Source organism: Gilliamella sp. W8136, assembly GCF_016101285.1.
In the GTDB taxonomy this organism is placed as follows: Bacteria; Pseudomonadota; Gammaproteobacteria; order Enterobacterales; family Orbaceae; genus Gilliamella; species Gilliamella apicola_N.
The window spans coordinates 87789-113033 of the sequence record NZ_JACFQU010000010.1 but is presented as its reverse complement, the minus strand read 5'-3'; the positions used below and the strand labels follow the sequence as shown (position 1 = coordinate 113033).

General features: G+C 34.0%; 22 protein-coding genes and 1 pseudogene. 17 read left to right on the top strand and 6 right to left on the bottom strand.

Annotated features, from left to right (window positions below):
* The 6 genes from polA to asnB all read left to right on the top strand — a co-directional run bounded on the left by polA (position 1) and on the right by asnB (position 8705).
* A complete protein-coding gene (gene polA / locus H3T96_RS08300) occupies positions 1 to 2775 on the top strand; it encodes a DNA polymerase I (protein WP_144092058.1) in 2775 nt (924 codons plus the stop codon).
* Between the two features lie 258 nt (positions 2776 to 3033).
* Positions 3034 to 4464 (top strand): glutamate--tRNA ligase, encoded by a 1431-nt coding sequence (gene gltX, locus H3T96_RS08295; protein WP_086326011.1) that lies wholly within the window; start codon positions 3034 to 3036, stop codon positions 4462 to 4464.
* 57 nt (positions 4465 to 4521) lie between these two features.
* Entirely contained in the window at positions 4522 to 6135 is a 1614-nt protein-coding gene (locus H3T96_RS08290) for a YdbH domain-containing protein (protein WP_144092060.1), read from the top strand.
* An 11-nt stretch (positions 6136 to 6146) separates the two neighbouring features.
* Positions 6147 to 6332, top strand: coding sequence for a YnbE family lipoprotein (locus H3T96_RS08285; protein ID WP_065738189.1), 186 nt, complete (start codon positions 6147 to 6149; stop codon positions 6330 to 6332).
* A gap of 134 nt (positions 6333 to 6466) precedes the next feature.
* Positions 6467 to 6811, top strand: a complete 345-nt coding sequence (locus tag H3T96_RS08280) for a YdbL family protein (RefSeq protein WP_086307948.1) — start codon at positions 6467 to 6469, stop codon at positions 6809 to 6811.
* 220 nt (positions 6812 to 7031) lie between these two features.
* The gene (gene asnB, locus H3T96_RS08275) at positions 7032 to 8705 is read left to right on the top strand and encodes an asparagine synthase B (RefSeq protein ID WP_025314311.1); all 1674 of its coding nucleotides are present in this window, start codon (positions 7032 to 7034) and stop codon (positions 8703 to 8705) included.
* A gap of 98 nt (positions 8706 to 8803) precedes the next feature.
* Here the strand turns inward: asnB and satP are convergent, their stop codons facing one another.
* A complete protein-coding gene (gene satP / locus H3T96_RS08270; RefSeq protein WP_086326013.1) occupies positions 8804 to 9382 on the bottom strand; it encodes an acetate uptake transporter in 579 nt (192 codons plus the stop codon).
* A 233-nt stretch (positions 9383 to 9615) separates the two neighbouring features.
* On the opposite strand from satP, the gene dnaK reads away from it, so the two are divergent.
* From dnaK to H3T96_RS08245, 5 genes and pseudogenes are all read left to right on the top strand, one after another.
* Positions 9616 to 11535 (top strand): molecular chaperone DnaK, encoded by a 1920-nt coding sequence (gene dnaK / locus H3T96_RS08265; RefSeq protein ID WP_065738193.1) that lies wholly within the window; start codon positions 9616 to 9618, stop codon positions 11533 to 11535.
* A gap of 128 nt (positions 11536 to 11663) precedes the next feature.
* Positions 11664 to 12794, top strand: a complete 1131-nt coding sequence (gene dnaJ, locus H3T96_RS08260; RefSeq protein WP_144092062.1) for a molecular chaperone DnaJ — start codon at positions 11664 to 11666, stop codon at positions 12792 to 12794.
* Positions 12795 to 12980: 186 nt separating this feature from the next.
* Positions 12981 to 13475: a MarR family winged helix-turn-helix transcriptional regulator gene (locus H3T96_RS08255; RefSeq protein ID WP_086326015.1), complete on the top strand. Its 495-nt coding sequence runs from the start codon at positions 12981 to 12983 to the stop codon at positions 13473 to 13475.
* Entirely contained in the window at positions 13475 to 13654 is a 180-nt protein-coding gene (locus H3T96_RS08250) for a hypothetical protein (protein ID WP_086326016.1), read from the top strand. Before H3T96_RS08255 ends, H3T96_RS08250 begins: the two co-directional genes overlap by 1 nt.
* Before the next feature lie 15 nt (positions 13655 to 13669).
* Positions 13670 to 14116, top strand: a pseudogene (locus H3T96_RS08245) (peroxiredoxin-like family protein); the annotation flags it as partial.
* A 228-nt stretch (positions 14117 to 14344) separates the two neighbouring features.
* Here the strand turns inward: H3T96_RS08245 and grcA are convergent.
* Positions 14345 to 14728 (bottom strand): autonomous glycyl radical cofactor GrcA, encoded by a 384-nt coding sequence (grcA, locus tag H3T96_RS08240; protein ID WP_025314317.1) that lies wholly within the window; start codon positions 14726 to 14728, stop codon positions 14345 to 14347.
* 251 nt (positions 14729 to 14979) lie between these two features.
* Positions 14980 to 15543 (bottom strand): DJ-1/PfpI family protein, encoded by a 564-nt coding sequence (locus tag H3T96_RS08235; RefSeq protein ID WP_144092064.1) that lies wholly within the window; start codon positions 15541 to 15543, stop codon positions 14980 to 14982.
* 255 nt (positions 15544 to 15798) lie between these two features.
* On the opposite strand from H3T96_RS08235, the gene H3T96_RS08230 reads away from it, so the two are divergent.
* The 4 genes from H3T96_RS08230 to gntR all read left to right on the top strand — a co-directional run bounded on the left by H3T96_RS08230 (position 15799) and on the right by gntR (position 20318).
* Positions 15799 to 17319: an MFS transporter gene (locus H3T96_RS08230; protein ID WP_086326277.1), complete on the top strand. Its 1521-nt coding sequence runs from the start codon at positions 15799 to 15801 to the stop codon at positions 17317 to 17319.
* Positions 17320 to 17367: 48 nt separating this feature from the next.
* Positions 17368 to 18507: a glycoside hydrolase family 105 protein gene (locus tag H3T96_RS08225; RefSeq protein ID WP_086326276.1), complete on the top strand. Its 1140-nt coding sequence runs from the start codon at positions 17368 to 17370 to the stop codon at positions 18505 to 18507.
* A gap of 102 nt (positions 18508 to 18609) precedes the next feature.
* The gene (gene ung, locus H3T96_RS08220; RefSeq protein ID WP_086326275.1) at positions 18610 to 19302 is read left to right on the top strand and encodes a uracil-DNA glycosylase; all 693 of its coding nucleotides are present in this window, start codon (positions 18610 to 18612) and stop codon (positions 19300 to 19302) included.
* A gap of 20 nt (positions 19303 to 19322) precedes the next feature.
* The gene (gntR, locus tag H3T96_RS08215; protein ID WP_144092142.1) at positions 19323 to 20318 is read left to right on the top strand and encodes a gluconate operon transcriptional repressor GntR; all 996 of its coding nucleotides are present in this window, start codon (positions 19323 to 19325) and stop codon (positions 20316 to 20318) included.
* Between the two features lie 67 nt (positions 20319 to 20385).
* Here the strand turns inward: gntR and H3T96_RS08210 are convergent, their stop codons facing one another.
* From H3T96_RS08210 to H3T96_RS08200, 3 genes are all read right to left on the bottom strand, one after another.
* On the bottom strand, positions 20386 to 20733 hold the full coding sequence (locus H3T96_RS08210; protein WP_086326274.1) for a DUF805 domain-containing protein: 348 nt from the start codon (positions 20731 to 20733) through the stop codon (positions 20386 to 20388).
* Positions 20734 to 21354: 621 nt separating this feature from the next.
* Positions 21355 to 21705: a DUF805 domain-containing protein gene (locus H3T96_RS08205; RefSeq protein ID WP_086326273.1), complete on the bottom strand. Its 351-nt coding sequence runs from the start codon at positions 21703 to 21705 to the stop codon at positions 21355 to 21357.
* 550 nt (positions 21706 to 22255) lie between these two features.
* On the bottom strand, positions 22256 to 22603 hold the full coding sequence (locus H3T96_RS08200; RefSeq protein ID WP_144092066.1) for a DUF805 domain-containing protein: 348 nt from the start codon (positions 22601 to 22603) through the stop codon (positions 22256 to 22258).
* A gap of 250 nt (positions 22604 to 22853) precedes the next feature.
* On the opposite strand from H3T96_RS08200, the gene upp reads away from it, so the two are divergent.
* Positions 22854 to 23480 carry a uracil phosphoribosyltransferase gene (gene upp / locus H3T96_RS08195; protein ID WP_025314320.1) on the top strand — a complete coding sequence of 209 codons (627 nt, stop codon included), beginning with the start codon at positions 22854 to 22856 and terminating at the stop codon, positions 23478 to 23480.
* A 111-nt stretch (positions 23481 to 23591) separates the two neighbouring features.
* A complete protein-coding gene (locus H3T96_RS08190) occupies positions 23592 to 24851 on the top strand; it encodes a uracil-xanthine permease family protein (RefSeq protein ID WP_370528797.1) in 1260 nt (419 codons plus the stop codon).
* The last annotated feature ends 394 nt before the right edge of the window (positions 24852 to 25245 follow it).

The following is a 25245-nucleotide window of genomic DNA, read 5'->3' as shown; positions in this document are numbered from 1 at the left end:
ATGCCAAATAACACACCAATTATTTTAATTGATGGATCTTCATATCTTTACCGTGCTTTTTTTGCATGCCCTCCATTAACTAACGCCAAAGGTGAGCCAACTGGTGCTATTTTTGGTGTGATTAATATGATTCGCAGTTTGATTAATCAATATAACCCTACCCATATTGCGGTGGTCTTTGATGCGAAAGGGGGCTCATTTCGTAATGAGATCTATAGCGAATATAAAGCGACGCGTGAAGCGATGCCTGAAAATCTTCGTCCCCAAATTGAACCGATTCATACTATTTTGAAAGCGATGGGGTTACCATTACTATGTATTGAAGGTGTTGAGGCTGATGACGTTATTGGTACCTTAGCCAGACAAGCTGAACGTGAAAATCTGGACGTGCTAATTAGTACTGGCGATAAAGATATGGCGCAGTTGGTGAGTGATAAAATCACTCTAATTAATACAATGAATAATGCTGTGCTTGATCCAAAAGGTGTGATGGATAAATTTGGTGTTCCGCCCGAAAAAATTATTGATTATTTAGCGTTAAGAGGTGATTCCTCCGATAATATACCGGGTGTGCCGGGTGTAGGTGAAAAAACGGCACAAAGCTTATTGACTGAATTTACCAGTGTTAAAGATATTTATACACGCTTAGATGATATTGAAAAATTATCGATCCGTGGTGCAAAATCCTTAAAACAAAAATTAATTGATAATCAAAATGAAGCTGAACTTTCCTATTTGCTTGCTACCATCAAAACTGATGTAAAATTAGATTTTACTAATGAGCAACTGCTCATTACTGATATTGATGTCAATAAATTGGTTGAATTGTTTGCTTATTATGGCTTTCATCGTTGGCAAAAAGAGTTAATTGCGGGTACGTTTCTAAAACAGCAAAAAAATGGCATCGCAGGTGAAAGTTTATCGTTATTGGAAGATCAACAACATTCAGTTACTGCACAAAAGAAAGAGACCGATTACCAATGTATATTAACGCATGAACAGCTTGATGACTGGGTTATCAAGTTAACCAATAGCAAGCAATTTGCTTTTGACACTGAAACCGATAATGTTGATCATGTACATGCTAAATTAGTGGGTATATCGCTGAGTGTTGAACCTTATCAAGCCGCCTACATTCCACTGGCTCATCAGTATTTAGGGGTACCAGAGCAATTACCTTTAACCGAGGTATTAGCCAAATTAAAACCTGTACTTGAAAACCCAGAGATTAAAAAAATTGCGCAAAATGCTAAATTTGATTACAGCATATTAGCTAATTATGGCATTAAGGTGAGTGGTATTGCCTTTGATACCATGCTTGAATCTTATGTATTAAATAGTACTGAACGTCATGATATGGATAGTATGGCAAATCGTTATCTCAATCATAAAACCATCACTTATGATGAGCTCACTAAAGTAGATAAAAAGAAAGTTACCATTGATGCTATTGAAGTAGAAAAAACCACTCAATATGCGGCTGAAGATGCCGATATTACATTGCAACTGCATGAAAAATTGTGGCCAGAACTTGAAAAAGACCAAAAATTAACAAAGCTATTTACTGATATTGAGATGCCACTGGCTATTGTATTAGCTGAAATGGAAAGAACCGGTGTATTAGTTGATGCTAAACAATTAAATGACTATTCTAATGAGTTAGCTAAACAGTTAATTGAAATTGAAGCGCAACTGCAATCACTCGCTGGCGAAAAATTTAATCCAGCCTCACCAAAACAGATTCAAGCGATTTTATTTGATAAGCATAATTTACCTGTTTTAAAAAAGACACCAAAAGGTGATCCATCAACCAGTGAAGAAGTATTAAGTGAACTGGCTAACGAATACGAATTACCGAGAATGATTTTGTTCTATCGTGGATTAGCTAAATTGAAAAATACTTACACCGATAAATTGCCATTGATGATTAGTCCAATCGATCAGCGTATTCATACTAACTATAATCAAATCGGTACTATTACGGGACGATTATCATCTAACGATCCGAACTTACAAAATATTCCGGTACGTAATGAAGAAGGACGCCGTATTCGCCAAGCATTTATTGCGCCGAAAGGTTGTAAAATCATTTCTGCTGACTATTCACAAATTGAGTTACGTATTATGGCGCATTTGTCGCAAGATGAAAGTTTACTTAATGCTTTTGCTCATGATAAAGATATTCACCGAGTAACCGCTGGTGAAATATTAGGTAAAGCTGAATCGGAAGTTACCAATGAAGAGCGAAGACGCGCTAAAGCGGTTAATTTTGGTTTAATTTATGGTATGAGTGCTTTTGGGTTATCTAAACAGATTAATATCCCTCGTAAAGAAGCGCAGTTTTACATCGATCGTTATTTTGAACGCTATCCTGGTGTTCAACAATATATGGAACAAACTCGCCAACTTGCTGCTGAGCAAGGTTATATTGAAACCTTGTCTGGTCGTCGTTTGTATCTACCTAAAATTAGATCAACTAACGGTATTGAAAAGCGTGGGGCAGAACGAGCAGCAATTAATGCACCAATGCAAGGTACCGCGGCCGATATTATCAAAACCGCCATGATAAAAATGAGTGAGTGGATAAAAAATCAATCCGAAGATAATATTAAAATGGTGATGCAAGTACACGATGAATTAGTATTTGAAGTAAAAGATGCGTTTGTTGAGCAATATTGTACAGAAATTAAAAAGATTATGGAAAATTGTTATCAGTTATCTGTACCTTTAAAAGTCGATGTCGGTATCGGCAATAACTGGGATGAAGCGCATTAATTATTCAAAATACAAAGGTTAAGTATCAATGTTTTATACTCAAACGTATGCTTAACCTCAAACTTTTTTACAAGTTAGTTATTAATTTTCTAACATTAACATGACTATTGCCGAAACCTTTTAGCATGTTAGAATAAGCAACTAAAATGAATGTATATCAAAAAGTTATTCTATTAATTGATATTGTCAAAATAAAAAGAGCGCAAATGATAACCTTATAGTATCGGCGCTCATTTCTGTTATTATTAGGATTATTTCATGAAAATTAAAACCCGTTTTGCACCTAGCCCAACAGGCTATTTACATGTAGGTGGTGCACGTACAGCGCTTTACTCTTGGCTCTATACTCGTCATGCAAAAGGTGCGTTTGTATTGCGTATTGAAGATACTGATCTTGAGCGTTCAACACCAGAAGCGATTGAAGCGATTATGGAAGGTATGAATTGGTTAAAATTGTCATGGGATGAAGGCCCTTACTATCAAACTAAACGTTTTGATCGCTACAATCAAGTTATTGATGAAATGTTAGCTAAAGGTACCGCTTATCGTTGTTACTGTTCGAAAGAACGTCTTGAAAAATTACGTGAAGAGCAAATGGCGAAAGGTGAAAAAGCTCGCTATGACGGTCATTGTCGTTGTGATGAAGTACAAAAACAGCACTCACATACTGAACCGCATGTTGTCCGTTTTGCTAATCCAGTAGATGGCGTAGTTATTTTTAATGATTTGATCCGTGGTCCAATTGAAATTGCTAATAAAGAGCTTGATGATCTAATTATTCGTCGTACTGATGGTTCTCCAACTTATAACTTTTGTGTTGTTGTTGATGACTGGGATATGGAAATCACCCATGTTATTCGTGGTGAAGATCATATCAATAATACGCCTCGCCAAATTAATATTTTAAAAGCATTGGGAGCGCCACTGCCTGAATATGGGCACGTATCAATGATTTTAGGTGATGATGGACAAAAATTGTCTAAACGTCATGGTGCAGTAAGCGTGATGCAATACCGTGATGATGGTTATTTGCCAGAGGCATTACTGAACTATTTAGTTCGTCTTGGTTGGTCTCATGGTGATCAAGAGATATTTTCAGTGCCAGAAATGATTGATTTCTTCTCACTAGATGCAGTGAGTAAGTCTGCAAGTGCATTTAATACTGAAAAATTACTTTGGTTAAATCACCATTATATTAATCATTTAGATGCTGATTATGTTGCTCAGCATTTAGTTTGGCATATGAATCAACATGGCTATGATTTATCACAAGGCCCAGATCTGATTACAATTATTAAGTTATTTGGTGAACGTTGCAAAACACTAAAAGAGATGGCTCAATCATGTGCTTATTGTTATCAAGATTTTTCTGATTTTGATGCTGATGCTGCAAAAAAACATCTACGCCCAGTTGCCAAAGAGCCACTAGAAAACATCCGAGCAAAAATTGAAGCTATTGCTGATTTTAATTGGGAAATTCATAAAATCCATGAGGTTATTGAAGAAACGGCTGCTGAGCTTGAAATAGGCATGGGTAAAGTAGGTATGCCACTTCGTGTTGCGGTAACAGGTATTGGTCAATCCCCATCTGTTGATGCAACGGTATTTGCTGTTGGTAAAAAACGCACGCTAGCAAGAATCGATAAAGCACTAGCATATATTAACCAGCGAGAGCAAACACCCGCATAATCATCCTATTATTGCCGGGTGATTCCGGCAATAATTTTAGCTAAGTCGAGAACGAATATGGCTCGTTTAAAAAAACGCTATTGGATTTCACTCAGTATTTTAGTATTTATCACGGTACTTGGTCTATTTGGTTGGCGTTATTGGCAAAAATTTAAACAAGAGTATGGATTCTCAATAAACTGGCAAGGTGCCCATATTAACCTATCCGGTCTTTCATTTGATCAATTAACGGTTAATAAAGAGGCGCAATTTACGGTTACGGCTAAAGATGTATTTATCTCCTTGTCAAAACTATCAGCGCAAAATCTTAATATTAATTGGCAATCAAGTGATAGCAAAATCGTCACAGATAATACCAAAAATATCATTGAAACGGCATCTGAAAAGCAAAATCAATCGGGGTTTGATTATTCATCCATACCAACCATTGTTTACTGGCTACCATCGACGATCGATATTGACTCATTGCGATTTTATGAACAAAATCGTGAACTGTTTGATGTGAAAGTTAAAGCAACGAAACAGCAACAAGCTATTCATTTGGATGTATCGGCAAATAACCAATATGTTGCCAATCTTTCGGCCACATTATTATTTAATCAAAATGATTTGCGTATTGATATCCAAAATGGTGTTTTAACCACTACTTTAAATCAGTTTGGTATAGAAAACGGGAAAATATTATTGCCATTCACGGGTTGGATCACCAATAATCGATTTGAATTAACTAATTCTGGCAATGCTTCAGTAACTATAGAGAAAGCGAATTTATCTGACGATTCTATATTTAGCCAATTAAATGGAGCGTTAACCTTTAAAGTACAATCTCCCATTCCGGTTGAACCTAAACAAATATTAGCTACAGCTAAATTAACTCTTAATAAATTCAACGGTATTTACAAAAATAGTGAAATAAAATCTGCTACGGGTAATATCAATGTTGATATCAAAAATAAGCAATTTACTGTTTCATTGCCAACACTCAATATACAAGAGATAAATATGGGGATCGCTTTGCAACAGGTAAAATTGTCTGGTAGTTATACCGCATCGTTTAATAGACCAAGCAAAGGTACGATTATTTGGAAAAAGGCACAAGCGGCTATTTTTTCAGGCTCTATCTTTCTTGAAGCCGGTAAATTGAATTTAGCTAAATTACCCCAACAATTTAATTTAAGGTTAAAGCAGATACAATTAAAAGATATTTTCGCCGCATATCCTGCTGAAGGGCTGGCTGGTGAGGGTGCTATTGATGGATTATTACCTATTACATTATTATCTGTGAATAAAAAAGAAGGTGTGACTTTTAAACCGATAATTAAAAAAGGACAGCTAACCACAACCAATCAAGGCTATTTACAGTTTGAAAACTCAGCTCTAAAAAATTATGCTAAAAGTAACCCTAATATGAAAATACTCACAGATATTATTAAAAATTTTCATTATACTAAACTAGATGGAACGGTTGATTATGCTGATGATGTTGCTAAATTAGGGCTTCATATCCAAGGACATAATTTGGATGTTGAAGATGGCAAAGCCGTCAATTTAAATGTAACATTAGAAGAAAATATCGCCAAGCTGCTCATGAGTTTACAATTATCAGATCAAATTAGTGAACCAATTCGTAAACGTATTGAAGCACATTTAAAAAAGGAATCTGCAAAATAAGAGGTCATTTTATGATACGACGAGTTATTGCAATAATGATATTAGGTAGTGCGTTAATGGGATGTTCGCCAACGGTCAAAGTGCAAACGCCAAGCGAACCTATTAATATTAATTTAAATGTAAAAATCGATCATGAGATTAATATTAAAGTCGATAAGGCATTAGACAATATTATCAATAAATCTGGACTATATTAAAAAGTAAAATTTTATTAATGAGTGATTTATGGTAGGAAAATGGCAAAGATGGTTGATAATACAAATTATTATGCATGAAAAATCTTTTGCTACTTTTAAATTTAATGATAAAAAGTATGATTAAGGAGTGTGCTATGAGTATCTATAAAAAAGTGACAATAGCTTTATTTACTGCTGTTTTATCTTTTTCTGTATCAGCACTGACTTTAGAACAAGCCATCGATTCACTAAGCCAAGCCAAAGCGCAAGGATTAGTAGGAGAACAAGCAGATGGCTACTTAGGTGTAGTAAAAAATGAAGGCAATGCCAGTGAGATTGCAAATTTAATTAATCAAGCTCGCAAAGCACAGTACCAAAAAGTTTCTGCTGAAAGTAAAGTTCCATTAAATGAAGTGGAAAATCGAGCTGGTAGTAAAGCACAAGACAAAACGCCAGCAGGTCAATATATAAAGCAACAAGGTCAATGGCAAAAAAAATAATTGTGATCTTTTTGCAATGATAGGAAAAGTATAACGATATTGTACTTTAATTGTGTATCAATAATGTGTATGCTGTTTATTTAGAATTTTGCTCACATTCATTAATTTGAAAAGAGCATAATTACCAATAACAACAAAATGATATGAATATTTTCATACAGATAGTTAGTTTTTTACTTGTAAATTGTATCGCCTAGGCGATTTTAAATGGAGAAAATCAATGTGTTCGATTTTAGGTATTCTTGATATTAAATCAGATCCAGAACAACTACGAACAAAAGCATTAGAGCTATCAAGTCTACAACGTCATCGTGGTCCTGATTGGTCTGGTATTTTTGCTTCTGATAAAGCTATTTTAGCTCATGAACGTTTATCAATTGTAGATGTTAATACAGGATCTCAGCCACTTTATAATAAAGATAAAACTTTAGTTTTAGCAGTCAATGGCGAAATTTATAATCATCAAGAACTCCGAAATCAGTACAAAGATCGTTATGAATTTCAAACAGGCTCTGACTGTGAAGTAATCTTAGCTCTTTATCAAGAAAAAGGTATCCATTGTCTTGATGAATTACAAGGTATGTTTGCTTTTATCCTTTATGACATCAATAAAGGTACTTATTTCATTGGTCGTGATCACATAGGTATTATCCCTATGTATATGGGATATGATGAAAATGGTACGTTTTATGTTGCTTCAGAAATGAAAGCACTAGTACCCGTTTGTAAAACCATTGAAGCTTTCCCTCCTGGAAGTTATTTATCTAGTACTGAAGGTGAAATTAAAACTTATTACCAACGTGACTGGATGGACTACGAGAATGTAAAAGATAACAAGACCGATATTAATGCGTTACGTATTGCTTTAGAAGAGTCTGTTAAAAGCCATCTTATGTCTGATGTGCCTTATGGTGTGTTATTATCTGGCGGTCTTGACTCTTCAGTTATCTCTGCCATTACCAAAAAATTCTCAGCGCGCCGTGTTGAAGATCATGAAAAATCAGAAGCTTGGTGGCCGCAGCTACACTCATTTGCGGTAGGTTTAAAAGGTGCGCCAGATTTGAAAGCTGCACAGGCTGTTGCTGACCATTTAGGTACAGTTCATCACGAAATTAACTTTACTATTCAAGAAGGTATTGATGCGATTCGTGATGTCATTTATTACATCGAAACTTATGATGTAACCACCATTCGTGCTTCAACGCCAATGTATTTAATGGCGCGTAAGATCAAAGCAATGGGTATAAAAATGGTTCTATCTGGTGAAGGTGCGGATGAAGTATTTGGTGGTTATTTGTATTTCCATAAAGCGCCAAATGCAAAAGAGTTCCATGAAGAAACCGTACGTAAATTAGCTGCGTTACATATGTACGACTGTGCACGAGCAAATAAAGCTATGGCTGCTTGGGGTGTTGAGGCTCGAGTACCATTCTTAGATAAAAAATTCTTAGATGTGGCGATGCGCATTAATCCAAAAGATAAAATGTGTGGCAGCAACGGTAAAATGGAAAAACACATTGTTCGTGAAGCATTTGAATCTTATTTACCTGCATCGGTAGTTTGGCGTCAAAAAGAACAATTCTCTGACGGTGTTGGTTATAGCTGGATTGATACATTAAAAGAGATTGCTGAAAGCAAGATTACTGATCAGCAGTTAGAAAATGCAAAATTCCGCTTCCCTTACAATACGCCTGCATCGAAAGAAGCATACATGTATCGTGAAATTTTTGATGAATTATTCCCAGTTGAAAGTGCTGCCCATTGTGTACCAGGCGGTCCAACGGTTGCGTGTTCAACGGCTAAAGCAATTGAATGGGATGAATCATTTAAAAACTTAAACGATCCATCTGGCCGAGCGGCAGTTGGTGTGCATAATGATGCTTATAAAAAATAATCGACTTTAATCGCTCTTATTGGACATAAAAAAACGGGGATATTTCCCCGTTTTCATTGCTCACTTAAAAAAGTCAATTATATGACTGCTTAATTTTCTTAATGCGCTGCGCCTTTAGGTGCACCAATAGGCAAAATAGTACGACCAAATTGTTCGTTAATCACTTCTGCCATTGCCAAATAAATTGCACTTGCACCACAAATAATGCCTTCAAATCCAGCAATATGAATAATGCCATGATCACCTGAAATATTACCAATTGCCAATAGAGCAAATAACAGTGTTAGGCTAGCAAAAACAAATTGTAATACTCGATTGCCTTTCAAGGTACCAATAAACATAAAACCAGTAAAAATTCCCCATAAAGCAAGGAAGATACCCACAAAGGTTGCATCAGATGGTGCAGTTGCTGGTGAAGTAGGTAAATACCAAATACCAACTAATGCGATCCAAAAGAAACCATAAGAGGTAAATGCTGTTGTTCCAAACGTATTGCCTTTGCGGAATTCTAAAATACCAGCAATAACTTGTGCAAGACCACCATAAAAAATACCCATTGAGACAATTACAGTCATAACAGGAAAGAATCCTGCATTATGAATATTTAATAAAATTGTTGTCATACCAAATCCCATTAAACCTAAAGGGCCAGGATTTGCAAGTTTTGTTTGTTCCATAAAGATCCTATAAATTAAGTTCTACAATAAAAAAAGAGCGGCAATGATAAGTGCAGAGAACCCAGCAATCAAGATATATTAAAAAATTTTTATATTGCCCCTTGATATTAACAATATTGTTCCCATCTATGTGGAAACAAAAAATATTACTTTGTATAAATTTAAAGCTTGAAAATTAAAATTTAAGACTTATATACAAGAAATAAAATACAGGTTTTGAGGAGACAAAGATTATGGGTAAAATTATTGGTATCGATTTAGGTACAACAAATTCATGTGTTGCAGTGATGGACAATGGGCAAGCAAAAGTATTAGAAAATGCAGAAGGTGATCGCACAACCCCTTCCATTATTGCTTATACACAAGATGGTGAAATTTTAGTTGGTCAACCAGCAAAACGCCAAGCAGTAACAAATCCACAAAATACATTATTTGCTATTAAACGTTTAATTGGTCGTCGTTTTGAAGATGCTGAAGTACAACGTGATGTGGGTATTATGCCATACAAAATTGTAAAAGCTGACAACGGCGATGCGTGGGTTGATGTTAAAGGACAAAAAATTGCTCCACCACAAATCTCTGCTGAAGTATTAAAGAAAATGAAAAAAACAGCAGAAGATTATCTTGGTGAACCAGTTACTGAAGCCGTTATCACTGTTCCAGCTTATTTTAATGATGCTCAACGTCAAGCAACAAAAGATGCTGGTCGTATTGCTGGTTTAGATGTTAAACGTATCATCAACGAACCAACAGCAGCTGCGCTTGCTTATGGTTTAGATAAAGATGTGGGTAACCGCACTATCGCAGTATATGACCTTGGTGGTGGTACATTCGATATTTCAATTATCGAAATTGATGATGTTGATGGTGAAAAAACATTTGAAGTATTAGCTACAAATGGTGATACTCACTTAGGTGGTGAAGACTTTGACTCTCGTTTAATTAACTATTTAGTTGATGAATTTAAACGCGAACAAGGTTTCGATCTTAAAAACGATCCACTTGCAATGCAACGTTTAAAAGAAGCTGCTGAAAAAGCGAAAATTGAATTATCATCAGCACAACAAACTGATATCAACTTACCATATATCACTGCTGATGCAACCGGACCAAAACATTTAAATATCAAAGTAACACGTGCAAAACTTGAATCTTTAGTAGAAGATTTAGTTAAACGTTCAATGGAACCAGTTAAAACTGCTTTACAAGATGCTGGTCTTTCTGTTTCTGATATTAAAGATGTAATTTTAGTCGGTGGTCAAACTCGTATGCCAATGGTGCAAAAAGCGGTTGCTGACTTCTTTGGTAAAGAGCCACGTAAAGATGTAAATCCTGATGAAGCAGTAGCAGTTGGTGCTGCAGTACAAGGTGGTGTGCTTGGTGGTGATGTTAAAGATGTATTATTGCTTGACGTAACACCATTATCACTTGGTATTGAAACTATGGGTGGTGTAATGACTACCTTAATTGAGAAAAACACAACTATCCCAACTAAACATAGTCAAGTGTTCTCAACAGCTGAAGATAACCAATCAGCAGTAACTATCCATGTGTTACAAGGTGAACGTAAACGTGCTAGTGATAATAAATCATTAGGTCAATTTAACCTTGATGGTATTCAAGCTGCACCTCGTGGTATGCCACAAATTGAAGTTACTTTTGATATCGACGCTGACGGTATCTTACATGTATCAGCGAAAGACAAAAATACAGGTCGTGAACAAAACATTACTATTAAGGCTTCTTCTGGTTTAAGTGAAGAAGAGATCCAAAAAATGGTAAATGATGCAGAAGCAAATGCCGATGCTGACCGTAAGTTTGAAGAGTTAGCTCAAGTGCGTAACCAAGCGGATCATCTTGTTCACTCAACTCGTAAAAAAGTGACAGAAGCTGGTGATCAACTATCAGCAGATGATAAAAAAGCGATTGAAGATGCCGTAAGCGCTTTAGAAGTTGCTGCTCGCGGTGAAGATAAAGCTGAAATTGAAGCAAAAATCAATGCGTTGATGGAAGCATCTAAAAAATTGCTTGAATTAGAACAACAACAAGCTCAAGCTGGTCAATCTGCAAACCAAGCTAACAGCGGTTCTGCGGCGCAAGATGATGATGTTGTTGATGCTGATTTTAAAGAAGTTGATGACGAGAAAAAATAATAAGCATTGATAAAGATGTTTTTTAATGAGTTATTTCAACGAGTTTTAAACATGTAACACATTAAACGGGCGCGAGGTAACTCAAGCCCGTTTAGTTGTTTATGTTATGATAAAAATAAAGGTTAATTATGGCGAAGAAAGACTATTATGAAATATTAGGCGTAAGCAAAACAGCCACAGAAAGTGAAATAAAAAAAGCCTATAAACGCCTTGCCATGAAATATCATCCTGATAAAAATCAGGATAATAAAGCCGAAGCTGAAGCAAAATTTAAAGAAGTCAAAGAAGCATATGAGATTTTGACCGATGCCCAAAAGAAAGCTGCTTATGATCAATATGGCCATGCAGCATTTGAACAAGGTGGCGGCGCTGGAGCAGGTGGTTTTGGCGGTTTCGGTGGTTTTGGTGGGGGTGCATTTGATGATCTATTCAGTGACTTCTTCGGTGGGGGGCGTGGACGTGGTCAAACGGCATCACGAGGCGCTGATCTGCAATATAATATGCAGCTAACACTAGAAGAAGCAGCTAACGGTGTCAGCAAAGAAATTAAAGTACCAACTTGGGTCACATGTGATACTTGTCATGGACAAGGTACTGAAAAATCATCGGATGTTGTTACTTGTGATACTTGTCATGGTGCTGGCGTTGTACAAATGCGCCAAGGATTTTTTGCTGTACAACAAGAATGTCCAACCTGTCATGGTCGTGGTAAAGTTGTTAAAAATCCATGTAAGAAATGTCATGGTGAAGGTCGTGTACAAAAAAATAAAACACTATCAGTAACTATTCCAGCGGGTGTTGATACTGGAAACCGAATTCGACTTGCTGGTGAAGGTGAAGCCGGTTTAAATGGTGCTCCAGCAGGTGATTTATATGTTCAAGTACAGATCAAACAGCATGCGATTTTTGAACGTGATGGCACTAATTTACATTGCGAAATACCGATTAACATTGTTTTAGCATCACTGGGTGGTGAAGTTGAGGTTCCAACCCTTAACGGAAAAGTAAGTTTAACCATTCCAGCCGAAACGCAAACAGGCAGAATGTTCCGATTACGTGGTAAAGGTATTAAATCATTGCGTGGTAGTTCGGTTGGTGATCTTTACTGTCATGTCGTAGTTGAAACACCAGTTAATTTAACCAGTAAACAAAAAGAGCTACTGAAAGAGTTAGGTGAAAGTTTTAAAGCGGACAAAAGCTCTAAACATAGCCCGAAAGAAAAAAGCTTTTTTGATAAAGTGAAAAAGTTTTTTGGTTAATATTAATTAATAATAATGCAATCGAGCCATTAAGGCTCGATTTTGTTATTGTCTTAGTCATATTGTAATTTTTATCTTTTCCCTTTCCTGCACATCCAATCTTTAAAACAAATGTTTGACATTAAACCATACTTTATTTAGCATACAAAAATAGTAAGGGCGCTAACTAATTTGTGAAATTTATATATGCAACTAGAAAATCGATATTTATCTTTTTGTAATATTTTGAAAAAAGAAAATACTATTAATTTAGAAAAAATTCGGACATGCTTTACTTTGTTATCAGTGTCTAGTTTGATTGATATTGAATGTTCTAAGCGTCTGCAACAATTTCACCTTTCAGAAAGTCGGTTAATTATTTTAGTTTTATTACAAGAATATCAAGAATTATCTTTACAAGAAATTGCAAAACATCTAGGAATAACTAAAGCTTCTACAACTACTCTCATTAGTTCATTATTTAATAAGAAGTTAATATCAAAAAGAAACGATCAAAAAGATAAAAGAATTACTTTGGTTTCTTTAACTTCTGCAGGTACTGTCTTATTAACGGAAACATTGAAACAGCATAGTTTATGGATTGAAAAAATAACGAACAATTTATCTGATAATGATGTTGCTATATTTAAAAAAGTATTGAGTCAAATTTATGAAAATGTATTAACAAAGGATATTACTTAATGAAAACAATTGAAGAGTTAGAATTATTAAAACAAGATTTAATTAAACAATTACCTCAAGATATGTTAAATATCATGGAGAGTTCATTATCAGATATGTTAAGCAAAAAATTAGATAATCATGCTTTGCAACATGGAGATATTGCACCAAATTTTTCATTAATATCAACCGAGAATTAGCCGGTTAATTTATATAAATTACTTGAAAATAAACCAGTTGTAATTAGTTTTTTTCGTGGTAGTTGGTGCCCATTTTGTGTCAAAGAATTAGAACATTTCGAAAATAATTTAAAATTGATCCAACAAGAAAAAAATATGCATTTTATTGCCATTTCACCACAAAAATCTGAAATTAGTGCACAATTAAAAAAAGAAAAATCGCTATCAATTAATATATTATCTGATGTTGAAAATCAGGTCGCTAATAAATTTGGTTTAGTTTTTACATTACCAGAAAATGTTAGAGAACTATACAAGTGTTTGGGGGCTTATTTACCTGATTTTAATGGTGATGATAGTTATAAATTACCTATACCTGCAACTTACTTAATTGGTCAGGATAAAAAAATTCATTTTGCTTATGTAAATGTTAATTATATGGAGCGAGCTGATATATCAGCATTAATTAATTTATTAGATTAAAATATAATTTATTGTGATGATTTTTTAACAATTTTGATTTTTGGCGTTTAATCTTATCAATTTGCTTTGATCAGATAATGGGGGGATTTTTTATTTTTGACTTAAAACTGGGATTATTAAGTTATTTAATAATTGTATAAATAAATGATCTTTTCGATAAAAAAAAGGATAATTTTCATTATCCTTTTTATGTTAATTATTATTAGGCACAAATAATATTAATACTAATTACATTTTTGTAGTAAAAGTACGTGCAATAACATCACGTTGTTGTTCTGCTGTTAAAGAATTAAAACGTACAGCATAACCAGAAACACGAATAGTTAATTGTGGATATTTTTCCGGATGTTTTACTGCATCTTCCAAGGTTTCACGACGAAGAACGTTCACATTTAAATGTTGACCACCTTCAACTTTGATTGTTGGTGCTACATCTAAAGGTACTTCACGATATTCAAATTGACCTAATTCAGCAGTTGGAATAATTTGATCTTCTTTATAAACAGATTTAGCAGCTACACAACGAGCTTCTTTTGTTGAATCATCTAATAACCAAAAAGAGTTAAGTAGTGCAGCATTGTCAGCTTTAGTAATTTGGATACCTGTAATCATTTTTAAATCCTCCTAACGGGCCTTATTGCCCTTATTAATTATAGGTTAATATAGCACTTTCAAAATTTGATTAAAGTCAAAAAGAACTATCAATTCAATAAGTAATACCTTTGTTTAGCTTTTTCACTGTAATTGCAATGCTTACAAGCAACTATTTAAATCTTTTAAAATTTATTGTGTAATTTAGATGGAGCTTTTTTGAGGAAATTTAAAAGATACAGCAACAATTAAAACTCCAAAAATTAATATGATCAATAAGAGATATAAATATGTTCAGCTTGAAATTTAACCTCTTTTTTATCTATATTAAGCAATTCTCCAAGTGTAAAAGCAAATTTAAATGCCATACCGAGACCTTTACCACTAAAAAGATTTTTATCTAAAACGATATTTTGATCAACGAAAACACCGTCATGAGCATATTTATACAAATCACCGGAGCATACGTACTTTCTGCCTTTGAGTAAATTGTTTTTATTTAATACTTTTACGGCAGCAGAGCAGATTGGACAGATCCATTTACCAGCAGCATCGTGTGATTGAATAAATTGAATTACGTCGGGATTCTTACCTAAATTGATCGTTCCGTCAGGCCCACCCGGCAAAATGATAGCATCATAAAGAGTTGATTGTTTTTCCATAAGTAACGCATGTGCTTTCATTTCAATATTATGATAACTCGTGACTATAATCTGATTTTGGCATGCTAATAAATGAACTTCAATTTTGAGACGACAAAGCGCGTTATAAATAATGATTGCTTCAGCTTCCTCAAAACCCTCTGCTAATAGAATAGCAACTTTTGGAACAGTCATATAAATACCCACAACTTAATTAAAATAAATTTTAAATTATTGTTTCATAAATTTTTTTTAAAAATAAAAATATTTTGAAGAAAATAAGATATTTGTGATAAAAATCACGCCGACTTTTAAATTTTTGCCACTTTTATAAAAAGTTGGCATTCACGTTAAAGTTTAAGAAATTCTCTCACCATAGACTACAACTAGGATCAATCTAGAAGTGATACTTCTTTTTTGGGATAAGTTGGAAAAATGTGTGGGGTAAATATGAAAAATAGAGTAATAGGATTAAAAAATTACTTAGCTTATGGTGGCGGTGATTTTTTAGGTGCAGGAACCACTGCATTAACTGCGGTATGGTTATTATATTTTTATACCAATTTCTGTGATTTAACCCCTATTGAAGCAACATTTATTTTTGCTGCAGCTAGAGTACTTGATGCCGTAATTAGTCCATTAATGGGATATTTAACGGATAATTTTGGTCGAACTCGCTTAGGTCAGCGTTTTGGTCGCCGTAAATTTTTTATACTACTCGGTATCCCTCTCATTTTTAGTTATAGCGTAATGTGGGCTCCAGGTATGAGCTATATCTATTACTTATTAACTTATCTCTTCTTTGATATGGTTTACACCATGGTTCTTGTTCCTTACGAAACGCTTGTTCCAGAAATGACTGATGATTTTAAGCAAAAGACAAAATTTTCTGGTGCGCGTATATCTATGGCGCAATTGTCTGCAATTTTGGCGGGTTTTTTACCGGGCGTATTACTTACTTATTTTGGGAAAGATAATGCTATATCGTTTTTTTACGCCAGCTTAGTATTTTCCATTTTATGCTCTTTTGCTCTTTGTATGGTGTACTTATTTACTTGGGAAAGACCAAAAGAACTTAAATCTAAAGAAGCTTTACAAGCTGAACAAGAAGCCGCTTCATTATCATTCAAAGAAAGTATTCGTCATTTAATTATTGAACTCCTATCTACATTTAAAATCAAAATTTTCAGACAGCATTTAGGTATGTATTTAGGGGGATATATTGCACAAGATGTTTTTAATGCAGTATTTACTTACTATGTGATTTTTGTGTTATTACAAGAACCAACAGTTGCATCTATGCTAGTTGGTACTATGTCCATAACACAGTTTGTTGCGGTATTAGGAATGATGCCGTTATGTATTAAATATGGACCAGCACCTGCATATCGCGGTGTTATCACCATTTTTGGTATTAGTTGCTTAGCTTATGGTGTGATTTGGTATTACAACTTAAGTAATATTCATACACTATTAGTTACTGTATCTGCGATAGCTGGATTGGGACGCGGAGGTATCAACTATGTCCCTTGGAATATCTATACTTATATATCTGATGTGGATGAAATTATTACTGGTAAACGTCGCGAAGGAATTTTTGCCGGTGTAATGACTTTTACACGGAAAGCTTCTCAAGCAGGAGCGGTAATGTTAATTGGTATTTGTTTACAATACTCAGGGTTTGTCAAAGGGCAAAATGAGCAACCACCAGCGGTATCACAAGCTATTTTAATCTTATTAGTCGTTGGAACTATCTTTGTTTTAACTTTAGGTTTTTTGATTTCATTAAAATTTAAACTTAATTTGAAAACTCACAAAATATTAATTGATGAAATTAATAATATAAAAGGAATTGGAACAAATTCAGAAAAAAGAATTAGTGATAAAGGTAAACCTATTGTTGAAATGTTGACTGGAATGCCAGTTGCCAAACTTTGGGGCAATAATAATATTGGTTATAAAGCTAAATAAATGAGTGTTAGTTGTTTTTATATAAATTTAATCAAAGGATGAGAAGAGATGCAAATATTTCCTGTAAAACATAGTAAATTGCTCTGTAAACCTGAGTACTTAATTTCTAGAACTGAGTTGCAAGAATTAATTCACAACATTATAAATAATTTAATTAATATAAAGGATGAAACAGGTGAATTTTTATTGCGCTTGGACGATGGACGAATTATTGATACTAAAGGTTGGGATGGATGGGAATGGACTCATGGCATTGGTCTTTATGGTATGTACCAATTTTATCAACAGACTGGCGATAAGACTACGTTAGACATTATTGATAATTGGTTTAAGCGACGTTTATCTGAGGGTACACCAACTAAAAATGTAAATACTGTATGTCCATTTCTAACATTAGCTTACCGTTATGAAGAAACTAAAAATCCAGTTTTTCTACCATATTTAGAACGCTGGGCAGATTGGGTAATGTATGAGATGCCTCGAACTAAATTTAAAGGTTTACAACATATCGTTTATAACAATGAAAATCATCAACAACTCTGGGATGATACATTGATGATGAGCGTATTACCTATTGCCAAAATTGGTAAATTACTCAATAAACCTCAATACATTCAAGAAGCAATTTATCAAATATTAATTCACATTCAATATTTAATGGATCGTCAAACAGGTCTTTGGTTCCATGGATGGACTTTTGAAGGTAATCATAATTTTGCTAAAGCAAGATGGGCCAGAGGAAACAGCTGGTTAACCATAGTGATTCCTGAATTTATTGAACTACTTGATCTTCAGGAACATGACCCTATTGGTAAAATGTTGATTGAAGTTTTAAATGCTCAAGTGGAAGCATTAGCCAAATATCAAGATGAAAGTGGTTTATGGCATACCATTATTGATGATGCTAACTCGTATTTGGAAACATCAGCAACTGCAGGTTTTGCCTATGGAATATTAAAATCAATAAGAAAACGTTATATATCTGATGATTACAAAGTTATTGCTGAAAAAGCAATTAAAGGTGTAATGGCAAACATTAATGATAAAGGTACACTCTTAAATGTTTCATTTGGAACGGCAATGGGTAACGATCTGGAGTATTATAAAAATATTCCACTAACATCAATGCCATACGGACAATCTATGGCGATTTTATGTTTAACGGAATATTTAAGAGTCTTTATTTAAATTGCATAAAATTGATTAGCAATAGGCTTATTATTATTTTTAGGTATAATTATTGCAACCAGTAAATAATGTTGTTGAGCCATAAAATAATATAGGTATTGTATGACTAATCAATTAACATGGCATGATGTCATTGGATCTGAGAAAGAAAAACCTTATTTTCAACAGATAATGCAATTTGTCGCATCACAACGTGCTGAAGGGAAGATTATTTATCCTCCTCAGCACGATGTTTTTAATGCTTTTCGTTTTACTCCATTTAATGAAATTAAAGTGGTGATTTTAGGGCAAGATCCTTATCATGGCCCTAATCAAGCGCATGGTCTTTCATTTTCAGTGTTACCAGGTATAAAACCACCACCTTCTTTATTAAATATTTATAAAGAACTCTCAACTGATATTGAAGGATTTAAAATTCCTTCTCATGGTTACCTTGCCTCTTGGGCAACGCAAGGCGTATTATTGTTGAACAATGTATTAACTGTTGAGGCCGGCCAGGCTCATTCACACGCGAAAATAGGTTGGGAAACATTTACCGATCACGTAATCGCTGCAATCGATAAATACCTTGAAGGGGTGGTTTTTTTGTTATGGGGATCACCTGCGCAGAAAAAAGGTCAATTTATTGATCGTCAAAAACATCATGTTTTAACTTCCGTTCATCCATCGCCATTGTCTGCACATCGTGGTTTTTTTGGTTGTAAGCATTTTTCAAAAGCGAACGATCTTATTCGGCAACAAGGAAAAACACCAATAAATTGGCAACCTGTGCTTTTGGAAAATATTAATGAGTAGCATAAAAAAACATGGTTAGTATAAAAAAGCGTCGGACAGGTTTGCAGGAAATAGCTGATTTTATTGGTATTAGTAAAATGACAGTAAGCCGTTTTTTACGTGATCCTAATCTTGTATCAAAACCACTTCAGTTACAAATATCAGCAGCAATAGATGAACTTGGCTATATCCCTAATAAAGCGCCAGATATGCTGTCTAATGCAAAAAGTAATGCGATTGGTGTCTTATTACCATCATTGACCAATCAGGTATTTGCTGATGTATTGAAAGGCATCGAACTTGTAACAGATAAACATGGTTATCAAACCATGATTGCACACACAGGATATAATCCTGAAAAAGAAGAAATGCGCTTGCGATCGTTACTAGCTTATAATATTGATGGATTGATACTAACTGAGCGAACTCATACCGCTGCAACACGAAAGATGATTGAAATATCAGGTGTACCTGTAGTTGAAATTATGGATAGTGTTTCGCCTTGTATTGATATGGCTGTTGGTTTTGATAATTATGAAGTAACTAAAAATATGGTTAATCGCATGATTAAGAAAGGTCATAAACATATCGCTTATTTTAGTGCGCGTCAGGATGATAGAAGCATTATTCGCCAGCAAGGTTATGAACAAGCCATGCGAGACGCAGGACTGTCTACCAAAACTTTTGCGACAAAAGAATCTTCGTCTTATTCATTAGGTAAGTACTTACTTCATCAAGCATTGAAAGAGTATCCACAAATTGATGGTGTTTTTAGTACTAACGATGATTTAGCACTTGGGGTATTGTTTGAATGTCAACGGTTAGGTATTAAAGTACCTGAACAACTAGCTATTGCTGGTTTTCATGGACATGATGTTGGGCAAGTCGTCACGCCGAAATTAGCTTCTATTTTGACACCGAGAATTGAAATCGGTCAGAAATCAGCCGACATGTTATTGAAATGTATTAATGGTGAACAGATTGATCAGAATGTAATTGATTTGCCTGTTGAGTTTTTAGACGGCGAAAGTATTTAATAACCTAGTAGATAACACGAAAATTTAGTTAACCTCATTACATCTAGTAATGAGGTCATTTGACACATTAAAGCCCTTTAGGATTTTCACCGTATTGATTAGGTCCTGGTGTCGAATCTATTACACAAAAGACAAATAATATAATACTGCCGAAAGGAACAAACTCTATCAATAACCACCAGCCTGATTTGCCTGTATCATGTAAGCGTCGTACAGTAACAGCTAAAGAAGGGAGTAATATTGCCAACGTATATATTAAAGTCAATACATAGTTAAGTCCTAATAAAGAATCAAGCAACATTACAACAAAGCCAGCAATAACATTAAATAAAGTAAACATCCAATACTCTTTTCGACGTGCTCTTCCGCTGAAGTTTACATAATTTTTTGTAATACCATCAATAAACCAATTCATCCTTAAACATTCCTTTTTAATTTAATTAGAAAAATACCCTCTTGGGGCTAGGTATTTTAATAAAAAAAAAATCAAAATAAAACTGATTTTTATCATTAAAATTAATTTTTTTATTTTATTTTCAATAGTTATACTATCAGATCTCTTATTAATTTCGAGTTTTTCTAACGCGATACTTATATTCGTATTATCGATCAATGGTTATTTATACCTGCTCATTATATCTTCAAAAATAGCACAGGGTTTCCATGAAAATTATTTAAATAAAATATGCTTTTGAATGCCATTAGAATTAGTTTAATGAACAAACATGATATTAGCCCAAAAGATTTTAATATTTGTTAATTAAGCTGGTTAACTATTCACTTACTGAAAGAAGTGCAAATTTCTCGATTAAAATTGTAATCATTAAAAGTTGATGTAATTCTGTAAATAGTCGGCATTAAAAGAAAAATTTCTAAACTTCCAATTTGGTGTGCAGGATTAATTATGATGAATGATGTATTTCTACAAATTGATTTTCTAGTTGTGTGTTTAGACGATGAAAGTATTAAATAAAATAGTAGATAACTCTGAAGTTGAGTTAACCTCATTACATTCAGTAATGAGGTCATTGACAAATTATAATTCCTTAGGATTTTCACCGTATTGATTAGGTCCTGGTGTCGAATCTAATAAACAAAAGATAAATAATATAATGCCACCTAAATATGGAATAAATTGTAATAATACCCACCAACCTGATTTATCTGTATCATGTAAGCGTCGTACAGTAACAGCTAAATTAGGAAGGAATATTGCCAAGGAAAAGATCGTAGTAACAATGTACGGCCCCCCAATCATCCTATCAATGATTACTGTAACAATGCATAAAAGAGCACTAAATAAAACAAACATCCAATACTCTTTCCGACGAGCTCTTCCGTTGAAATTTACATAATTTTTTGTAATACAATCAATAAACCAATTCATCCTTATGTATTCCTTTTTAATTTAAATAATGAAACTAACATTTGAGTTAGCTATTTTAATGAAAAAAAAAGATAATAAAACATATTTTCATCATTAAGCCTATTATTTTTGTAATTGATACTTATTTTATTGATATTTATGTTTATTTTATCATTTCATAAAATGAAACTTATGAAAATTATATAAGTAAAATATCTTTTTGAATGTCATAGAAATAGTAATAGCTTAATGAGTGAACGAGATTTTATCATAAAAAATTTGCGATATTTGTTAATTAAGTTGGTTGCTTCTTCACCTACAGAAGCAGCCACAAAAACCTCGGTTAAGATTGTAACTATCGAACGTTGATGTGATCCTGCACATAGTTGGCACCAAAAGAAAAAATTTCTATACAGCTAATTTACGTGTAGGATTAATTATGATGAATGATGTATTTCTACAAATTGATTTTCTAATTGATTATTTAGACGACGAAAGTATTTAATAACATATTAGATAACACTAAAAATTAGTTAACCTCATTACATCTGGTAATGAGGTCATTGACACATTAAAACCTTTTAGGATTTTCTCCGTATTGATTAGGTCCCGGTGTCGAATCTATTAAACAAAAGATAAGTAATATAATATTGCCAAATGGAACAAACATCAGCAATAACCACCAGCCTGATTTGTCTGTATCATGTAGGCGTCGTACAGTAACAGCGTAAGAAGGAAGCAATATTGCCAGCACATATATTAAAATCAATATATTGTTAAGTTCCAAAAAAGAATCAAGCAGCATTACAACAAAGCAAGCAATAATATTAAATAAATTAAACATCCAATACTCTTTTCGACGTGCTCTTCCGCTGAAGTTTACATAATTTTTTGTAATACAATCAATAAACCAATCCATCCTTAAATATTCCTTTTTAATTTAATTAGAAAAATACCCTTTTGTGGTAGGTATTTTAATAAAAAAAAATCAAAATAAAACTGATTTTTAGAATTAAAATCAGTTTTATTTATTTTATTTTCAATAGTTATGCTAACAGTTCTCGTATTGATTTCAGGTTTTCATAAAATGAGATTTATGTTAGAATTACCGCTCAGTGGTTATTTATACCTACTAATTATGTCTTGAAAGAATAACACTGAGGCCCCCCATGAAAATTGTTGAAGTAAAACACCCTCTTGTTCGTCATAAAATTGGTTTAATGCGTGAACATGATATTAGCACAAAAGATTTCCGTGACCTTGCCAGCGAAGTAGGCAGCTTATTAACTTATGAAGCAACGGCAAATCTTCCAACCGAAACGGTAACCATTGAAGGTTGGTGTGGTCCTGTTCAAGTAGAACGCATTAAAGGTAAAAAAATTACTGTAGTGCCAATTTTGCGAGCAGGCTTAGGTATGATGGATGGAGTATTGGAACATGTACCGAGTGCAAGAATTAGCGTCGTTGGTTTTTATCGTAATGAAGAAACATTAGAACCAGTTCCTTATTTCCAAAAATTAACTTCTGATATTGAAGAACGAATGGCTTTGGTTGTTGATCCAATGCTTGCAACAGGTGGTTCAATGGTTGCAACTATTGATCTGCTTAAGAAAGCGGGCTGTAAAAATATCAAAGTATTGGTTTTAGTTGCAGCTCCCGAAGGCATTAAAACACTTGAGCAGGCGCATCCTGATGTCGAACTTTATACCGCTTCAATTGATGAAAGGCTGAATGATAAAGGCTACATCTTACCAGGGCTTGGTGATGCTGGCGATAAAATATTTGGCACCAAATAAAATCTCAAATTTTAGACCGGTTTATCCGGTTTTTTTATGCCTGTTAATTAATTATTAAATTATTTATGAGCTACATATTAAGTTGAAAAGGAGATTGTCAACGTGGCAAAAATCACAACAGATGAAGTAAAGCATCAAGCCCCCCAGTCTAAACACTCATGGCAGGACATTTTTACCGGAGCTCAAATGTTATTTGTCGCATTTGGTGCATTAGTTTTAGTTCCTCTATTAACTGGATTAAACCCAAATGTCGCACTGTTTACCGCTGGTGTTGGTACGCTATTGTTTCAACTTACCACTAAAGGAAAAGTGCCAGTATTTTTAGCTTCTTCCTTTGCCTTTATTGCACCAATTTCATTTGGCGTAGCGCAGTGGGGAATACCTGCAACGTTAGGCGGTTTAGTTGCTGCAGGTTTTGTGTTTATGTTTTTTGCTTTTTTAGTAAAAATTAATGGAAATAATGTAATTAACCGAATTTTACCACCCGTAGTGACGGGGCCCATTATTATGGTTATTGGTTTATCCCTAGCGCCGGTCGCAGTCGGCATGGCAATGGGTAAAGATAGTGGTTTACCCGCTGAAAACTATCAATTAATTATTATTTCAATGGCATCACTCATTACTACTTTAGCTATGGCGATTTGGGCAAAAGGTTTTTTTAAATTAGTGCCCATCATTGCTGGAATCATCGTAGGATATACGCTTTCGTGTTTATTTGGTATTGTCAATTTTCAATCTGTTATTGATGCTCCATGGTTTAAAGTTCCTGATTTCACGTTTCCAACATTTCAATGGCAAGCTATTTTATATATGATTCCAATTGTTATCGCACCAACCATTGAACATGTAGGTGATATTATGGCAATTAGTTCTGTTACAGGTAAAGATTATACCCGTGAACCTGGTTTACAACGTACTTTGTTCGGTGATGGACTCGCAACCTCAACTGCTGGACTTTTGGGGGGACCGCCTTGTATTACTTACGCTGAAGTAATTGGTGCAGTAACGTTAACGCGTAATTTTAAAACAAGAGTGATGACGTGGGCTGCAATTTGGGCGATTTTAATGTCTTTTGTCGGAAAGATTGGCGCTTTTTTAAGCTCCATTCCAACGGTAGTTATGGGCGGCATTATGGTACTACTGTTTGGGTCAATTGCATCGGTTGGCATCAATATTTTAGTCAAACATAAAGTGGATCTATCCGATTCTCGTAATATGTGTATTGTTTCATTGGTGTTAGTGTTTGGTATTGGTGGAATGATTTTTGATTTTGGCTCTTATGCACTACAAGGAATTAGCTTGTGTGGCATTTTAGCTATTGTATTAAATTTAATATTACCTCATCACACTAAACCGACCAATATTAGTTAATCTAAATTAATAAGCCGTTAATGATGAATATCATTAACGGTTTCTTATTCTCATAACTGACTATTTTATAAATGTTGTTAATTCCATCGTGACTTGATGTGAGTGATGACGTTCTTTGCAATAGTTTGAGTTTTTACTAAAGGTGTTAGCTTAATTTTTTCTTTTATTATCATTAAAAAAACTTAATCAATATTGATTAGGGATGTTAACTATTGTTGTCTCAACAGACCGATTAATAACGATCTAATTATTATATCTCTAACCATTAACTAATCAGATTTCAGGGTAATATTTAGAAAGCCTATAAGTGTTCTTTGTGAAGTTTAGAGTTGGTATAAATAATAATATTTTAATTTAATTGCAATGAATAAAAGATTTTTACTCAATTATTTTA

Excerpts from the sequence above, each read along its gene's own strand:
- H3T96_RS08230 (WP_086326277.1), top strand. The coding sequence starts at position 15,799 with ATGAAAAATAGAGTAATAGGATTAAAAAATTACTTAGCTTATGGTGGC.
- gltX (WP_086326011.1), top strand. The coding sequence starts at position 3,034 with ATGAAAATTAAAACCCGTTTTGCACCTAGCCCAACAGGCTATTTACAT.
- H3T96_RS08235 (WP_144092064.1), bottom strand. The coding sequence starts at position 15,543 with ATGACTGTTCCAAAAGTTGCTATTCTATTAGCAGAGGGTTTTGAGGAA.
- satP (WP_086326013.1), bottom strand. The coding sequence starts at position 9,382 with ATGGAACAAACAAAACTTGCAAATCCTGGCCCTTTAGGTTTAATGGGA.
- H3T96_RS08255 (WP_086326015.1), top strand. The coding sequence starts at position 12,981 with ATGCAACTAGAAAATCGATATTTATCTTTTTGTAATATTTTGAAAAAA.
- H3T96_RS08290 (WP_144092060.1), top strand. The coding sequence starts at position 4,522 with ATGGCTCGTTTAAAAAAACGCTATTGGATTTCACTCAGTATTTTAGTA.
- polA (WP_144092058.1), top strand. The coding sequence starts at position 1 with ATGCCAAATAACACACCAATTATTTTAATTGATGGATCTTCATATCTT.
- H3T96_RS08285 (WP_065738189.1), top strand. The coding sequence starts at position 6,147 with ATGATACGACGAGTTATTGCAATAATGATATTAGGTAGTGCGTTAATG.
- H3T96_RS08200 (WP_144092066.1), bottom strand. The coding sequence starts at position 22,603 with ATGGATTGGTTTATTGATTGTATTACAAAAAATTATGTAAACTTCAGC.
- upp (WP_025314320.1), top strand. The coding sequence starts at position 22,854 with ATGAAAATTGTTGAAGTAAAACACCCTCTTGTTCGTCATAAAATTGGT.
- H3T96_RS08280 (WP_086307948.1), top strand. The coding sequence starts at position 6,467 with ATGAGTATCTATAAAAAAGTGACAATAGCTTTATTTACTGCTGTTTTA.
- H3T96_RS08225 (WP_086326276.1), top strand. The coding sequence starts at position 17,368 with ATGCAAATATTTCCTGTAAAACATAGTAAATTGCTCTGTAAACCTGAG.
- H3T96_RS08210 (WP_086326274.1), bottom strand. The coding sequence starts at position 20,733 with ATGAATTGGTTTATTGATGGTATTACAAAAAATTATGTAAACTTCAGC.
- ung (WP_086326275.1), top strand. The coding sequence starts at position 18,610 with ATGACTAATCAATTAACATGGCATGATGTCATTGGATCTGAGAAAGAA.
- H3T96_RS08205 (WP_086326273.1), bottom strand. The coding sequence starts at position 21,705 with ATGAATTGGTTTATTGATTGTATTACAAAAAATTATGTAAATTTCAAC.
- dnaK (WP_065738193.1), top strand. The coding sequence starts at position 9,616 with ATGGGTAAAATTATTGGTATCGATTTAGGTACAACAAATTCATGTGTT.
- dnaJ (WP_144092062.1), top strand. The coding sequence starts at position 11,664 with ATGGCGAAGAAAGACTATTATGAAATATTAGGCGTAAGCAAAACAGCC.
- grcA (WP_025314317.1), bottom strand. The coding sequence starts at position 14,728 with ATGATTACAGGTATCCAAATTACTAAAGCTGACAATGCTGCACTACTT.
- asnB (WP_025314311.1), top strand. The coding sequence starts at position 7,032 with ATGTGTTCGATTTTAGGTATTCTTGATATTAAATCAGATCCAGAACAA.
- H3T96_RS08250 (WP_086326016.1), top strand. The coding sequence starts at position 13,475 with ATGAAAACAATTGAAGAGTTAGAATTATTAAAACAAGATTTAATTAAA.